The sequence below is a fragment of the Ensifer sp. ENS09 genome (assembly GCF_014852425.1).
GTDB lineage: Bacteria > Pseudomonadota > Alphaproteobacteria > Rhizobiales > Rhizobiaceae > Ensifer.
In genome coordinates this window covers 665546-680256 of the sequence record NZ_JACVBP010000003.1, presented here as the reverse complement: position 1 = coordinate 680256, position 14711 = coordinate 665546, and the positions used below count along the sequence as shown (strand labels likewise).

21 protein-coding genes and 1 pseudogene are annotated in these 14711 nt (G+C 58.6%); 12 read left to right on the top strand and 10 right to left on the bottom strand.

Annotated features, from left to right (window positions below; translation table 11 throughout):
• The first annotated feature begins 134 nt into the window (after positions 1-134).
• From IB267_RS18275 to IB267_RS18255, 5 genes are read left to right on the top strand one after another with little or no spacing between them, the layout of a single operon-like run.
• Positions 135-773 (top strand): sigma-70 family RNA polymerase sigma factor, encoded by a 639-nt coding sequence (locus IB267_RS18275; RefSeq protein ID WP_192448871.1) that lies wholly within the window; start codon positions 135-137, stop codon positions 771-773.
• The gene (locus IB267_RS18270; RefSeq protein ID WP_192448870.1) at positions 770-1423 is read left to right on the top strand and encodes a ChrR family anti-sigma-E factor; all 654 of its coding nucleotides are present in this window, start codon (positions 770-772) and stop codon (positions 1421-1423) included. The genes IB267_RS18275 and IB267_RS18270 overlap by 4 nt, the downstream gene beginning before the upstream one ends.
• Before the next feature lie 3 nt (positions 1424-1426).
• On the top strand, positions 1427-2242 hold the full coding sequence (locus IB267_RS18265; protein ID WP_192448869.1) for a DUF1295 domain-containing protein: 816 nt from the start codon (positions 1427-1429) through the stop codon (positions 2240-2242).
• A complete protein-coding gene (locus IB267_RS18260; RefSeq protein ID WP_192448868.1) occupies positions 2239-3276 on the top strand; it encodes a cyclopropane-fatty-acyl-phospholipid synthase family protein in 1038 nt (345 codons plus the stop codon). Before IB267_RS18265 ends, IB267_RS18260 begins: the two co-directional genes overlap by 4 nt.
• Positions 3273-3872 carry a hypothetical protein gene (locus tag IB267_RS18255; RefSeq protein WP_371742563.1) on the top strand — a complete coding sequence of 200 codons (600 nt, stop codon included), beginning with the start codon at positions 3273-3275 and terminating at the stop codon, positions 3870-3872. Before IB267_RS18260 ends, IB267_RS18255 begins: the two co-directional genes overlap by 4 nt.
• Here the strand turns inward: IB267_RS18255 and IB267_RS18250 are convergent.
• Complete coding sequence (locus IB267_RS18250) at positions 3837-4238, bottom strand: DUF2177 family protein (RefSeq protein WP_192448867.1); 402 nt, start codon at positions 4236-4238, stop codon at positions 3837-3839. The genes IB267_RS18255 and IB267_RS18250 overlap by 36 nt on opposite strands.
• A gap of 156 nt (positions 4239-4394) precedes the next feature.
• Between IB267_RS18250 and IB267_RS18245 the strand changes: the two genes are divergently transcribed.
• The 7 genes from IB267_RS18245 to IB267_RS18215 all read left to right on the top strand — a co-directional run bounded on the left by IB267_RS18245 (position 4395) and on the right by IB267_RS18215 (position 10552).
• Positions 4395-4739: a DUF2147 domain-containing protein gene (locus IB267_RS18245; protein WP_246765094.1), complete on the top strand. Its 345-nt coding sequence runs from the start codon at positions 4395-4397 to the stop codon at positions 4737-4739.
• The gene (locus IB267_RS18240) at positions 4739-5584 is read left to right on the top strand and encodes a DUF1365 domain-containing protein (protein WP_371742592.1); all 846 of its coding nucleotides are present in this window, start codon (positions 4739-4741) and stop codon (positions 5582-5584) included. The genes IB267_RS18245 and IB267_RS18240 overlap by 1 nt, the downstream gene beginning before the upstream one ends.
• A gap of 71 nt (positions 5585-5655) precedes the next feature.
• Positions 5656-6939 carry a cyclopropane-fatty-acyl-phospholipid synthase family protein gene (locus IB267_RS18235; RefSeq protein WP_192448865.1) on the top strand — a complete coding sequence of 428 codons (1284 nt, stop codon included), beginning with the start codon at positions 5656-5658 and terminating at the stop codon, positions 6937-6939.
• A 23-nt stretch (positions 6940-6962) separates the two neighbouring features.
• Positions 6963-8006, top strand: a complete 1044-nt coding sequence (gene hemH, locus IB267_RS18230; RefSeq protein ID WP_192448864.1) for a ferrochelatase — start codon at positions 6963-6965, stop codon at positions 8004-8006.
• A 606-nt stretch (positions 8007-8612) separates the two neighbouring features.
• Complete coding sequence (locus tag IB267_RS18225; protein ID WP_192448863.1) at positions 8613-9140, top strand: lipocalin family protein; 528 nt, start codon at positions 8613-8615, stop codon at positions 9138-9140.
• Between the two features lie 479 nt (positions 9141-9619).
• Positions 9620-10231, top strand: a complete 612-nt coding sequence (locus IB267_RS18220; RefSeq protein WP_192448862.1) for a plasmid pRiA4b ORF-3 family protein — start codon at positions 9620-9622, stop codon at positions 10229-10231.
• 78 nt (positions 10232-10309) lie between these two features.
• Positions 10310-10552, top strand: a complete 243-nt coding sequence (locus IB267_RS18215) for a hypothetical protein (RefSeq protein WP_246810692.1) — start codon at positions 10310-10312, stop codon at positions 10550-10552.
• A 12-nt stretch (positions 10553-10564) separates the two neighbouring features.
• Here the strand turns inward: IB267_RS18215 and IB267_RS18210 are convergent.
• The 9 genes and pseudogenes from IB267_RS18210 to IB267_RS33405 form a co-directional block, all read right to left on the bottom strand.
• Positions 10565-10734, bottom strand: a pseudogene (locus IB267_RS18210) (histidine kinase); the annotation flags it as partial.
• Positions 10667-10837, bottom strand: coding sequence for a PAS domain-containing protein (locus tag IB267_RS33415; protein ID WP_246810756.1), 171 nt, complete (start codon positions 10835-10837; stop codon positions 10667-10669). The gene IB267_RS33415 and the pseudogene IB267_RS18210, both read right to left, overlap by 68 nt.
• 245 nt (positions 10838-11082) lie before the next feature.
• Positions 11083-11358, bottom strand: a complete 276-nt coding sequence (locus tag IB267_RS18200) for a hypothetical protein (protein ID WP_192448861.1) — start codon at positions 11356-11358, stop codon at positions 11083-11085.
• A 97-nt stretch (positions 11359-11455) separates the two neighbouring features.
• The gene (locus IB267_RS33410) at positions 11456-11836 is read right to left on the bottom strand and encodes a DUF6481 family protein (protein ID WP_205239769.1); all 381 of its coding nucleotides are present in this window, start codon (positions 11834-11836) and stop codon (positions 11456-11458) included.
• Between the two features lie 30 nt (positions 11837-11866).
• Complete coding sequence (locus IB267_RS18190; RefSeq protein ID WP_192449270.1) at positions 11867-12091, bottom strand: hypothetical protein; 225 nt, start codon at positions 12089-12091, stop codon at positions 11867-11869.
• A 121-nt stretch (positions 12092-12212) separates the two neighbouring features.
• A complete protein-coding gene (locus IB267_RS18185) occupies positions 12213-12422 on the bottom strand; it encodes a cold-shock protein (protein ID WP_130520340.1) in 210 nt (69 codons plus the stop codon).
• Positions 12423-12828: 406 nt separating this feature from the next.
• Positions 12829-13131 (bottom strand): DUF982 domain-containing protein, encoded by a 303-nt coding sequence (locus IB267_RS18180; protein WP_192448859.1) that lies wholly within the window; start codon positions 13129-13131, stop codon positions 12829-12831.
• 71 nt (positions 13132-13202) lie between these two features.
• Positions 13203-13679, bottom strand: coding sequence for an Hsp20 family protein (locus IB267_RS18175; RefSeq protein WP_192449269.1), 477 nt, complete (start codon positions 13677-13679; stop codon positions 13203-13205).
• A 261-nt stretch (positions 13680-13940) separates the two neighbouring features.
• Complete coding sequence (locus tag IB267_RS33405; RefSeq protein WP_205239766.1) at positions 13941-14231, bottom strand: hypothetical protein; 291 nt, start codon at positions 14229-14231, stop codon at positions 13941-13943.
• Positions 14232-14711 lie beyond the last annotated feature (480 nt).

The following is a 14711-nucleotide window of genomic DNA, read 5'->3' as shown; positions in this document are numbered from 1 at the left end:
ATGATCCTTTTGCGGCTTTCGAACTCTGGACAACTATCTGTACCCTTTACGGGCGGGGACTTCTGACGGATCACTGCCAAGGAACGATATCGTACAGGGTGATCCGCTTCGGAGAGCACCGCGTAGAAGGATGCATGAATGAAGCTTCGAACCCCGTTGAGATTGAACTCAAACCCGGTCTCCAGGCCGGCCGGCGGCTTGCTGTGGTAAGCTCAAGGGACAAACAACAGACGCCCTCGACCGATGCCCTTGTCGAAATGATGAGACAGGTCGCACAGGATCGGGATCGCCAGGCTTTTGCCCTGCTCTTCCGCTATTTCGGGCCGAAGCTGAAGACCTTCTTCCTGCGCTGGACGATGTCGTCCGTCGCAGCGGAGGATCTCGTGCAGGAGACGATGCTGACCGTTTGGCGCAAGGCATCGTATTTTGATGCGGATCGCGCAGGGGTCGCCACCTGGATCTTTACGGTCGCGCGCAACATTCGCATCGACCATCTGCGGCGACAGAGGGACCCATCGGCTTTGCCGCCAGATCCTGAGATGGCGGTGGATACGGTCGAGGATGGAATGCTCGGCGCCGAGCGGGATGCGGCGGTGCGCGCCGCGCTGACCGCGCTCTCGTCCGAGCAGCAAACGATCATCCGCCTCTCGTATTTCAGTGAGAAATCGCAGACCGAAATCGCCGATGAACTGGGTATTCCGCTCGGCACCGTCAAATCTAGAACACGCCTGGCCATGAACCGGCTTCGCGCGCTGCTGGAAGAAAAATCATGACCACCACACATCACGCAACCGACGAGACCTTGATGCGCTATGCCGCCGGCACGCTTGCCGCCGCGCCCGCCATAGTCGTCAAGGCGCATCTGGCAAGCTGCCCGGCCTGTCGCGCCTTCATCGGCAAATATCAGGCGCTGGGCGGCGCGCTCCTGAAAGAAACGGAACCGACGCAGATGTCGGCGACCGCGCTGAGCGACGTGCTCGCCATGCTCGATGACGAAGACGCTGCCGCCCCCATAGAACCGTCGCCGCTAGCGCCGGTGGAGATTGAAGGCATTCGCCTGCCGGACGCCTTGCGCGGCTGCAATATCGGACGCTGGCGCTGGATCGGTCCAGGCATGAAGATGAGCCGGGTCGGCGTGCCGCAGGATCCCGATGCCAATCTCATCCTGCTCAAGGTCGGCCCTGGCCGCGCTCTTCCCGACCACGGTCATGTGGGCACCGAGTTCACCTACATCGTATCGGGTTCATACACCGATCGTTTCGGAACATTCGGTCCAGGGGATCTCGCGGAAATGGATGAGGACGTCGAACACCGACCGGTCGTCGACAACGGCGCTGATTGTATTTGCCTTGCGGCTATGGAGGGTAAAATGCGCTTCAACAATGTCATTGGGCGCATGCTGCAGCCGATCTTCGGGATTTGAACCATGTCGGCGTCGGTGCTCTTCCTCCTTCTGGCCGCTGCTATCTCACTGGGCATGGCAGCCGTCTGGCTCGCGGTCGTGAAGGGGGCGGGATCCGGCTGGGTCGATACCGTCTGGTCCTTTCTCGTGGGCGGGGCGGGCGTCGCCGCCGCGCTTGTTCCGGTTTCGGGCTGGGAGGGCGATGGGCAGCGACGGCTTCTCATCGCAGCGGTGGCCGCGCTCTGGTCTTGTCGTCTCGGCCTGCATATCCTGCGGCGCACGCTGAAGGGCGGTGAGGATCCTCGCTACGCGAAACTTAAGGAGGAATGGGGCGGGCGCTGGCGCGGGCGTCTCTTCCTGTTTTTGCAGATCCAGGCCGCCGCCGCGCTTCTCCTCACCACGACGATCTTCGACGCAGCACGCAACCCTGCGATTGGTTGGCAGTGGAGCGATATTGCCGGCATCGCGATCATCGTCATTGCCGTCCTCGCAGAAGGCATCGCCGATGCGCAACTGGAACGGTTTCGCGGTGACCACGCCAACAGGGGCAAGGTTTGCGATGTTGGGCTCTGGGGCCTGTCGCGCCATCCCAACTATTTCTTCCAGTGGCTCGGATGGGTTGGCTATGCGGTCGTGGCTATCGGCCCTGCCGGCAATTGGGGCTGGGGCTGGCTGGCGCTTGCAGGCCCCGCCCTGATTTATTGGCTGCTGGTGCATGTTTCAGGGATTCCGCCGCTTGAAGCGCACATGATGCGTTCGCGTGGCGCTGCCTTCACCGCCTATGCCAGGCGCGTCAATGCCTTCTGGCCGGGCCCACAAAAACGGGAGCAGACGACATGAACCTTGCCGTTACCGCCATCAACGCCGCCGAGCGGCTGCCGTTATCCGATAGTGCCCTGCGGTTCGGTATCAGCCGGCTCGTCGGCCGCACGCGCCGGCTGCTGGCGGAAGGGAGCGGTGCGACGGACCGGGACTTTGCGCGCTCCATGCGCGAATGGCCCATCGCTGTGCATACCGATGATGCGAATGCCCAGCATTATGAGCTTCCCGCGGCATTCTTTTCGCTGGTGCTTGGCCCGCGCCGCAAGTATTCATCCTGCCTCTATGCCTCGCCCGCCACGACACTCGCAGAGGCGGAAATCGCGGCGTTGGAAGAGACATGCCTTCACGCGGACCTAGCCGACGGGCAGGACATCCTCGAGCTCGGTTGCGGATGGGGATCCCTCTCGCTGTTCATGGCAGAGCGCTTTCCGTCCGGTCGTATCGTCTCCGTTTCGAATTCATCCTCGCAGCGGACCTATATCGAGGCGGAAGCCAAACGCCGCGGCCTTCGCAATCTGACCGTGATCACCGCCGACATGAACACATTCTCGCCGGGCGGCACCTTCGACCGCATCGTGTCGGTGGAAATGTTCGAGCATATGTCCAACTGGCATTGCCTGCTCCAGCGTGCACGCGGCTGGATCCGCGACGACGGACGGCTCTTCCTGCACGTTTTCTCGCATCGCAAGACGGCCTATCGCTTCGACCATGCCGACAAGGCAGACTGGATTGCGCAGTATTTCTTTACCGGCGGCGTCATGCCCAGCCACGGACTGGTCCGCGAATTCGGCGACAGTTTCGCTGTCGAACAGGACTGGCGCTGGAACGGCAGACATTACGAGCGCACCGCGCGGGACTGGCTCGATAATTTAGACCGAAACCGCGGCGCTGTCCGCGCCATCTTCGAAGCGACCTACGGCAAGGACGCCGCCGTCTGGATGCGGCGCTGGCGGATGTTTTTCCTCGCCACGTCTGGTCTCTTTGGCCATGCCGATGGGGAAGAATGGGGTGTGAGCCACTACCGCCTCATCCCGGCCGGCGCAGGCCGGTGATCTTCCTCCTTAAACGCCTCGCCGCGATGGTGCGGGCCTATATGCACCATCCCGACCCGCGTGTCGCTGCGGCGAACCTGATTTCCTTGCTGGTCGCCTCGAACCAGCCCTTTTACCCACTCTATCTCTTCTGGCTGGTGAGTGCTGATATCACCGCCGCCTGGTTCACGTTCCTGTCGACACCGTTCTTTCTCGCCGTGCCGGCCGTGGCGCGCCGGAATGATGTTGCTGGGCGGGCTCTGCTGCCGCTGGCGGGGATCGGCAACACCGTGCTTTCGGCATGGCTCTTCGGCACGGCTTCGGCAGTCGAAATCTTCCTGGTTCCGTGCGGGGTCATCGCGCTTCTGCTGTTTCGCCCGCGGGAACGTGTCGTCGCCCTCGCGATTACCGCGCTCGCCTTCGGCGTTTTCCTTCTATTGCACGATGTCTATGCGCTGCCGCTCGCGCAGTACAATGCAGTTCAATACGCCGCCCTGGCACGGCTCAACCTGATGAGCGCCGGCATGCTCACCGCCTTCGTCGCCATCCTGTTCTCAGGCATTCTGGCCGACGCCGAACGGTCAGCCGATGCGACTCGCCGCGAGAAAGCCGACTGATGCGCCGACCGCGGTCACGAAAGCACCCCAGGCAATATCGGCGAGCGTAACGGAAAGCGGCCAGTCCCGGAGCGTCGCCTGGTTGGTGAGATCGTAGGTCGCATATGCCACGAGACCGAGGACCGCACCGTTCAGCGCCGCCTTGCCGAGCCCGCCCCCGTCGAGCACAGGCATCACGGCGAAAAACACGATGCCGGCAACATAGAGCAGATAGAACACAACGGCTGGCGCCAGATGAAACTGCGGCGCCAGCTTGTCGCCCAGGAGAGGCCGGTAGAGCATATCCGCCATCGTCGAAAGCCAGATGGCATCAAGGATCAGAAAGGCGATGCCGGTCGCCAGATAGGCGGTGACGATGGTTTTCATACCGATGTATCCCAGGACATTTCTCGACATTTCTACGCCTTTGTCGTCCTGACGGATCACTTTGAGTGAACCGATTCGCCCGCGCGTGCGTATTCAGGGAAAAGCAACAAGGATAGTCCGATGAGGATAGTCGTTCTGACTGCATTTTCCGCCCTGATGCTGACTGCCGCGATGTCCCAAGCGCAGCAATCCGCCGATCCGAGCGGTGTCTGGCTGCGCGACGACGGAAACGCGCGTGTGCGCATCGCACCATGCGGCCGCAATATCTGCGCGACCAATCTCTGGATCCGGGATACCAGCAAGGGCGAAGAGGCCGGCGACCGCCTGATCATGTCGCTTCAGCCCAAATCGCCGGATAAATTGTCCGGCACCGCCTTTGATGAGAAACGCGATCGCACTTATTCGATCACGGTGCAGGTATCCGATAATTCGCTTCTAACGCGTGGCTGTATTCTCGGCGGCGTGCTTTGCAAGAACGTGCGCTGGCAACCCGCCCGATGATGAACGGAAAGAAGCAGGGCATGAAGCAGATCCCGGTCACCAGCATGGCCGACAACGGCCCTCCTCCCTCTGCGGCCGGTACGCTTTATCCGGGAAAAGTGATGCACCAGAGGCTTCATCCCTTCGGCCATCGCTTCAGCTATAGCGTCTTCTCCCTTTTGGTCGATGTCGACCGGCTTGCCGATCTTGCGGGACTAACCCGCCTGCTCGCCGTGAACCGCGCGGGCATCCTGTCGTTCAACGAGCGCGATCACGTCGAAGAGGACGGGGAGACGCTGCGAGAGTTCGCCGACCGCCTGCTGGCGCGCGCCGGTCTCGAAAGGGCCGCGGCCCGTATCCTGCTGCTCGCCTACCCTCGCATGTTCGGTTATGTCTTCAACCCGCTCTCGACCTATTTCGCCTATGATGACGAAGACCGGCTGATTGCCATCATCTATGAAGTCAGGAACACCTACGGCGAACGCCACAGCTACGTGGCGCCGGTCCTTGCGGGCGACATCAGCGCCGCCGGCATCAGGCAGACGCGGATGAAGGTCTTTCATGTTTCCCCCTTCATGGACATGGGGCTGCGCTACCATTTCCGCCTTCTGCCGCCCGGCAGGACCGTACGGGTACGAATTCATGAGACCGCCGGCAAGGACCCCGTCATGGTCGCGACGTTCAACGCGGACGCGGCGCCGCTGACGGACGCCATGCTGGCACGCTACCTGATCCGGTTCCCCTTCATGACTATTAAGGTGATGGCCGGCATCCATTGGGAAGCCTTCAAGCTGTGGCTGAAGGGCGCGCGCTTCCGCACAAGTCCGCCGCCGCCGGAAACCGCGAGTTACACAGACGCCGCGTGAACCGGTTTCCAACGCACGGCGCCTGAGGCGTCTGCACCCATAATTTTATCGAATTTTTCCAGGAACACATCGTGCTCGCATTAGCAAGAATATTCAGGCGTGGCCTTGGCGAAAACAGAGCGACAATCGGAGTTTTCGCGCGCGCGCTGGATGCCGTCATTTCATCGGTCGATATCGGGAAAATCAGCGTCATCCTACCCTCCGGCGAACGTATTGAACATATCGGCGCACGTCCGGGGCCTTCGGCGGCGATCACTATTCACAAATGGCGGGCCGTCCGTCGGCTCGCGACAGGTGGTGATCTCGGCTTCGCGGAAGCCTATATCGACGGGGACTGGTCGACGCCGGATCTGGAAGCCACTCTGGACCTGGCCGCACGCAACATCGATATGCTCGATGGGAAGATTTCAGGTCACTTGACGGTCAGGCTGCTGCAGCGGTTTCGCCATGCTCTGCGCGCGAACAACAAGACCGGTAGCCGGAAGAACATCGCCTATCACTACGATCTCGGCAATGCTTTCTACAGAGAGTGGCTCGACCCGAGCATGACCTATTCCTCCGCGCTCTACGCGGAACCGGCCCTCAGCCTGGAGGAGGCCCAACGGGCAAAGATAGAGCGGGTCAAGCAGCTCCTGTCGATCAAGGGTGGCGAGCAAGTTCTGGAGATTGGTTGCGGTTGGGGAGCACTCGCAGTAAGTCTCGCCCATGCGGGCGCCACGGTGGATGGTGTCACGCTATCCTCCGCGCAACTGGACCATGCGACGGAGTGCATCCGGGCCAAAGGCCTTCAAGAAGCGGTGCGTCTGCAGTTGAAAGACTACAGGGATGTTACAGGAAGCTATGACCGGATCGTGTCCATCGAGATGCTGGAAGCGGTTGGCGAGGCCTATTGGCCGCTGTTTTTCAAGATGCTGCAGCAAAGGCTTCGCGCGGGCGGGCACGCCGTCCTTCAGGTCATTACGATCGACGAGAGTCGTTTTGCCGCATATCGAGACGCGGCAGATTTCATTCAGCGGCATGTCTTTCCCGGGGGCATGCTTCCGACCAAAAACATCATCCAGTCACAAGCTGCGCACGCAGGGCTTCGAATGGTCCAATGCGAGTATTTCGGATCGGATTATGCTCGAACACTCCTCGAGTGGCGGAAGCGATTTCGCGCCGCGTGGCCCCGCATCAGCGCACTGGGCTACAGTGAACAGTTTCATCGCCTGTGGGACTATTACCTCTGCTACTGCGCGGCTGGTTTTAAGGCCGGAACCATAAATGTCGGCCTCTATGTATTGGAACGGCCTGCCGACCCCATTCGCGCGAGGGGGGATACTACCGAGCTTATTCCCACGCTTACTGGTAACTGAAATTGGCATAACAAAGAATGCGAATGACATCTGCAAAAATCGAACACAGCCATCCGCCTGTCAAACACGGCAAGGTGGGCGTTCTGCTCGTCAATCTCGGCACGCCCGACGGCACGGACTACACGTCCATGCGGCGCTACCTGAAGGAATTCCTGATGGACAAGCGCGTCATCGAGTGGCCGCGCATCGCCTGGTACCCGATCCTGTTCGGCATCGTGCTCAACACTCGCCCCGGCAAGGTCGGCAAGGCCTATGAGACGATCTGGAACAAGGACAGGAACGAGAGCTACCTGCGGACCTATACCCGCAGCCAGGCCGAACTGATGGCCGAAGCCCTCAAGGACCATGCCAACGTCATCGTCGACTGGGCCATGCGCTACGGCCAGCCGTCTATCGCATCGCGCATGGACGCGCTGCAGAAGGCCGGCTGCGAACGCATTCTCGTCTTCCCGCTCTATCCGCAATATGCCGCCGCCACCACGGCCACCGTCAACGACAAGGCCTTCGAGACGCTGCTGAAGATGCGCTGGCAGCCGGCGCTGCGCACCGTGCCGCCCTATCACGACGACCCGACCTATATCGACGCGCTCGCCGTCTCCATCGAAAAACACCTCGCAACGCTCGACTGGGAACCGGAAAAGGTACTTACCTCCTTCCACGGCATTCCGAAGAGCTATTTCGAGAAGGGCGACCCTTACTATTGCCAATGCCAGAAGACCGCACGCCTGCTGCGCGAACGCCTCGGCTGGTCGAGCGACAGGCTGCTAATCACCTTCCAGTCCCGCTTCGGGCCGGAGGAATGGTTGCAGCCCTATACCGACAAGACAGTTGAAAAGCTGGCACAGGAAGGTGTCAAGCGTATCGCCGTGCTTAATCCCGGGTTCGTTTCCGACTGCCTGGAAACACTGGAAGAGATCGCCGAGCAGGCGGCTGAGAGCTTCCTGCACAACGGCGGCGAGAAGTTCGCGCACATCCCCTGCCTCAACGATTCCTCCGAAGGCATGAAAGTGCTCGAGAAGATCGTCAGGCGGGAGCTTTCGGGTTGGGTCAATCCCAAGTCGCTGTAATAGGTCTCAAATTACTGCCTCCCGGGAATTCATTTTGAATAGAAGCAGTATCGCGCTGCTTCTTTCGGTCTAAGCGGCAATACGGACGTAAACTGCCGCGTGCCGATCACTGTACACGAAACTTGCTCGCTGTAGTCGCGTCTTGTTTCCCACTCTGAGACTAAGGAATTAGCAAACCTTCACGAACAACAAGGGTACGGCGGTAACGCGAAACGTTACAAAGAAATGTGTCGGAGTTGCAGAGTCGCTGGCGAAGGTAGATTAAACATTATCTATGACGTCGTAGGAAAAGGCGTATTCGTTGAATTCACTGGCCGATCGCACTATCTCGAGGGTCCATTTCCAAACAGGAGAAAAGCGCTAGCAGCCGCGATGCTATTTTGCAGATCCGCAGGCTGGCCTTCGGGTTTCGAAGATCGTGAGGTACGTGATGATTGATGAAAACTGGAATGTAATCCTTTTTCGTTATCAGTGATAATTAGGCATTTACATCGTGAATGCTGCCATTATTTTCCATTTTTCTTAGATTATCATCACGACTATACTATTACAACAAAAGTTACTTGCTGCGCTACGGAGATCATAACCTAGAATAGGGAGGATTTCATGAACCATCTCACGCTCACGATCGGGACCGCTCTGTTGGCAGCGTTCCTTTCAGCCGGTGCTGGAACTGCATCTGCGGCCCCCAAGGTCGCCAAAGTAGGGCCAGATCACTACCGCGGCACCTGGCTGGAGATCGGTCGGACACCCATGTTCCTGACGGACGGCTGCGTCGCGGGTTACTCGACCTACCGGCAAGGCAAAGCACCGGACGAGGTCTCGGTTGAGGATGGTTGCCGGATGGATACGCCCGAAGGCCGCCTCAAGACGGTTCGCGGCAATGGCAAGATCCAGGACTTCGGATCGACGAATGCGAAGCTGCGCGTTCGCTACCCGCTGCTGGTCACTTTCAACTACTGGGTTCTCTACAAATCACCGGACAAATCCTGGTTCATCAGCGCCAATCCATCCATGACGGACCTTTGGATCTATGCCCGTGCCGTCCCCTCCAAGACGAAGCTCCAGCGCATGATAAGTAAAGCGAGCGAACTCGGATATGACGTGCGCAAGCTCGAGTTTCCGCCTCAGTGAGACGTATCGAATGCCTAACTGAAAGATGACGCCCTTACAAACCCGTTCATCATCGTCCAGCTTCTGCAGAAACGAGGATGCGCTGTTCCGATATGGCTTCCTTTTTTCCGGGCTCATACGATCCCAAGAGGAGTAAATCGGGGCGAGACGATGGTTTTTGGAGAGGCTATCGGCATTTCGAACGATGAAATCCCAATACAGGGCATTAAAGGGACAGGCGCCTTTGCCGCTCTTCTTCGAAACGTCGTATCGGCATCCGCCGCAGTAGTTCGACATGCGTGCGATGTAGGCGCCGCTCGCAGCATGGGGCTTGGACGACATGAAGCCGCCGTCGGCAAACTGACTCATGCCACTGACGTTGGGCAATTCCACCCATTCGAACGCGTCGGCATAGACGGCCAGATACCATTCGTGGACAGCATAGGGGTCGAGGCCTGCCAGCATTGGACAGGTCCGCGCCCTATGATAGCGTTGGCATCATGAGCGTCGATCGCATCGCCAGGCTACATATCCAACTCGACGATATCGAGCCTTTGATCTGGCGCAGGGTCGAGGTTCCACTCACGATGAGCTTGAAGGGGCTCCACGATGTCATTCAGGCCGTGATGCTGTTCGAGGATTATCATCTGTTCGAGTTCGAGGCTGGTGGGCGGTGTTACGATGTGCCGGATCCAGAAGACCTCTACGAACGCAAAACCTTTGCAGCTCGCAACGTCCGGATCGCGGCACTCATCGAGCGTGGGATCGCGACCTTTAGCTACACCTATGACTTTGGTGATAACTGGCGGCACACGATCACGGTCGAGGCAGTGGAGGATGAAAACCCCAGCATCGAATATCCGCGCTTCATCGATGGTGAGCGCAGAGCGCCGCCGGAAGATGTTGGCAGCACCTCGGGGTTCGAGGAATTCCTGAGCGTCATGGCAAGGCCACGACATGCGCAGCATCCAGAGTTCGTGCGTTGGTATGGTGGCCGCTTTGAACCAGAAGATTTAAGCGTTGATATCATTCAAGACCGTGTCGCTAAAATTGCGCGCCGTCGGACACTTGGAAAAGCTGGATTTGCGAAGAGCCAAAACCAGCAGCACTGACCAAATCTAGAAAATACAGAACGAGGCATCATGGGCTAGCGCAACTCTGCCCTGTATACCCTGAAGTATGCCGCAGCCATGATTGATGAGGACGAAGACTTCTTGCGAGAATGTTCGATTGAGATGTTCTCTGAAGATGGCTGCTTGTGTGCATATGATGATTATCCGGCCTCGGAGCTCAGCGAGCACATCATCTTGTTCACCCAGGTGGGGATCGAAAACCTTCAACAGATTATCCGCAATCTTCGCGGAATTGGCGGCCCGCCATCGAAACCAGTGGCGGAAAAAAATCGCAAGAAGCCTCGGCTACTGCGGCCCTGACCGGATGGTTACTTTTAGGGCGTTCGTCATCAATTCGTTGATGACCAGCCGACCGGCATCGCGATATTGACGGAGACGGGCCAGGTGTGGACTTTCGTATCCAGCCCAATACCCTTAACCGCATGCGCCGCCATCACGGCCGCGGCAATCTGGCTGACATATGTGCCGAGATCGACGGTCTCCTGCGCATTGGTATCGGATATCCGCCTCCTTATCCCGTTTGTCATCGGTAATGATCAGATAGATCGGCTGTCCGACCACCTCGGATTCCGAATAGCCGAACATGCGTTCGGCGGCCTTGCTCCAGCTGACGATCAAGCCTGAAAATCATTACTGATGATCGCGTCGAAGGAGAACTCGACGATGGCTGCAAGGCGTTCTGTGGTGTGTTCATCCATGCCGACCGCTTGGCTTATCGCGGCGTTAGAGTGATTTAGGCAGGAGCCTGACAGATCAACCTCGCAGACTATAAGAAACTTCAGGCACGGTACCGTATAAAGACTGGCGGTTCGGATGACCGTCTATCGTGGTCAGGCACGGTCGTAGGTAAAGGAGGTCAGCAGCGTCGTCACGAAATTGCTGGCACGTTCCTTGACCAGCATTTCGGTCCACTCGCTGGTTCCGCGAAGCCTCAAGTCGGTCTGGATGCTGTCGACGGCCGCTTCTTCGATCCGCTTGATATGGGCGCTGAAGGCCGCTTCACCCGCACCACGGTACATGTCACGGATGACCATGCGCAGGATTTCCTGGATCGCTATCTGCCAGGCGGTATTGATTGCCTGCAGCTCGTTCGTGTCCGGTGCCATCAAAGGCTCCTAAGAAATGAGTAAGTTCGAGCGCGACCATATATCACGCCCTGATCTATTCCACGGCCGCCTCCACCAGAAAGCGGGTGCCTGGACGTTAAGCCTTCCGGGCCTTCCGGGCGGCGTAGCGTCTGTCGCGTTCAGCCTTGCGAGCGGCCTCATCTTCAATGACGCGCGATATCCGGGCGTTTTCAGCGGACTGTCGCGCCTCAATCTCGGCCGCGGCGGCGGCCTCGACGGCTGCCTGCTCTTGCGCTGCAAGTGTTTCGAGGCGGGTGCTCTCCTCGACTCTCAGTCGTTCCCGTTCTGCACGGCGCGCTTCGCGGGCTTCAACAAGCAAGATGCGCTCCGCCTGTCGGGCGGCTTGAACTGGCTCTGCCGCCGTCTTGGCGGCCCGGTAGGCAGTGAGAAGAGCGGCCTTGGCGTCTGCAGCAGCGGAGCGTCGGTCGGTGAGTTCGTTATCTCTGGCGTGTCTCAAATCATTATCCTGATTTAGCGTTTGGGATGATCAACTGGCCTTGGATCGTTTGGCAAGAAGCGCCGATGTTGCAGACATCCTGTCTGCTTGCTCCTTGGCGAGGCGCGCTTCGCGCAACCTGACTGTCTTGGCGTCGCGTGCTTGAGCTTCGGATTCGAGTTCTTCCGCCGCATTGTTCTTGGCGAAGAACTCCGTGCGGAGATTGCCAAAGGCGGTTTCGGCCTGCTGGCGAGATTTACTATATGTCTCTGTCACTGAATTTCCTCGATGTGGCTTGAGGCCAGAACGAAAAAGGCCAGGCATGACGCCTGGCCTAAAAGTGATAATTGCTTCCGGCAGTGCCAGTACATCCGTGGTCACAGGGAAGCAGCCATCCTTAGGCAGCCTGCAGATTGCAGGCCGACATCTTACCCGACTTCTTGTCGCGCTCGAGGTCGAAGCCGATCTTCTGGCCTTCGACGAGATCGCGCATTCCAGCGCGCTCGACAGCCGAGATGTGAACGAAAGCGTCAGCGCCGCCGTCGTCAGGCTGAATGAAGCCGAAGCCCTTGGTGGAATTGAACCATTTAACTGTGCCAGTGGTCATTGTGAACCCTTTCAAGCATAGAGTGAAGAACTGCGGAGCGGATGCCACGCAGACGAAAACCGACTATTTTTGAAAGAGAATTTCGCTTAGAGCGCGGTGCCAATCGCGCGGTAGACAAAGCTCGGCAAGCAAAAGATCGATGACCCGTCTATACGGGGTCTGGGGCCACTCGTCAACGCTTAGTTTTCGAAACCCCTAAATGCACCGATAGAATGCGCTTGTCTTCGCCGTTGCGGTGGCAGCCTGAACGGTCGTCCTCGTCTAGCCGAGCGGTCAATCTGGATCGTTTTATGGTGGCTCCACGGTCCGATACTGGGTCGAAGCGAGACGAACGTTTTCACGATCAAAGTGAAACGGTCGGTGTACTGACCCCTTCATGTTGCTCCAAGATGTGTTTCATCACCGCTCACCTCACCTGACTGGATCCCGGCCGTCGCTTTGACCGTATCGCCTCTGGCACAAAGGCATCTGGCGCAAGCAGATCGTGCTTTTCCGCAAAGGCAGCAAACAGCCCGCGCACTGTTTCCGCTTCGATCTCGCTGCGCAACGCGGCGCTACAGGCATTGAGGGCCGCGCGGTGCGCTGCATCCCGGTTCGAGGCTGGCCATTCAACCAGATGCCGGTAAGCTTCCATCACGGAACAAACGTTGGTGGGAAATCCAAGCCCGACGAGGATCGTCACGGGCGTTTTGAACATATCGGGTTTCATTCTTGCGCTCCTTTCCAACCCAAAATGTCGTTGGGGGCCTTTCAGCAAGGGCCCCCGTCTTACCGCGAGCTTTATCCAGCTTTCCGTGCTTCGATTTGCGGCGCAGCATCCAAGCCTGTTGGAGTGGTCAAGCCCTGTATCGTAATCTTCCGCGGCTTCATCTCTTCCGGAACCTCGCGCACGAGTTCGATCTCCAGGAGACCGTTGTTCAGGTCAGCCGCATGAACCCTGACATGATCGGCAAGCTCAAAGCGATGCTCGAACGGCCGCCCGGCAATGCCGCGGTGCAAATAGCCGTCCGAAGCCGCTTCCTGCTTCTTTCCGGTGACGGTCAGGAGATTGGACTGAAATGTGATTTCGAGATCGTCCGGGGCAAAACCTGCGACCGCGATCGAGATGCGATAGCCGTCATCGCCCGTCTTGACGATGTCGTAAGGTGGCCAGTCACTGATCGTGCGGGCGCGATGCGCATTCTCAAGCAAATTGAAAATCCGGTCGAACCCGACGCTCGAGCGGAACAGGGGTGCGTAGTCGTAAGATGTTGCCATAACCATATCCTCCTTGAAGCAACATGGATATGAAGGCGCCGAGGGCGACGCCTCCAGCAAAGCCAGCCCTTGCGGCGACTGGCGATCATCGATTTGGTTTGGGATTTTCCAGGTTTCAAGAGCTGTGGGCGCAAATTTTTTGCCGTCGAAGATTGGCCTCATTATTCGCCGCAGCACTCTGCGTTAACACGGCCTTCCGCCAGGTTCTCAGAACCAATATTTACCGGCAATCATCGTCTTTCTGATGAAAGTCCCGGGCCCTCAGTGGATGGCGTGGCTGATCATTCGATAAGGACGACCTGCGTGAAAATTTGAGATGACAGCCGTCGCCTGCTGAAGCACGCGTTCGGCATCTTGTCCGTTGTCGCGCGCCAGTTCGCCGGCGTTGATGCGGATCGCCTGGGCCATGTTGGCCGAAAACGCGGCGAAGTGCCGCTTACCTTCGACATAGGCCTCGTGGGAGGTGTCCTCCAGAACACGGGCAATATCGGCAAATAGGTCTTCGCGTTCCTGAATGCTAAGGTCTTTGATCAATCTGTTTTTCTCTTCCATAACCGTTGTCGCCTTGCCCGAGGGCGATCGTGACTTGCGGGCGAATTGGCTTGCAAGATCGAGGAGGGCCGTGGCAACCCGTTCGGCAGCCGTCTTGCGGCCGAGCAAAATCGCGTGGGCCTGTGCGCGCAATAGCATCTGCCGCATGACCACATCGATGACCGCAGCTTGTGGCGGTCCGTCGAAAGTCTCGACGCTTGTCGCGGCAAGCGTCATGGCCCTGCAGTCCTGAACGTCAACGAGACCGGACCCGAAAAGTCGCCCCGGTCCAAGCACGTCAAGGATCAGTCGCCGTCCATCGCCAAGTTCGCGGTAAAGCGCGACGCAGCCTTCAACCACCCGAAGTGTCGTCGGGCGCGAAGAGCCACGGAGATAAATTTGCGTTCGAGCGGCAACGCGGCTCTGGTGCGATGTTGGGCCATCAAACGGGCCATTGAAGAAAAGTATGGGCGAACTGCCACCCACGACCGTCCTGCTGAA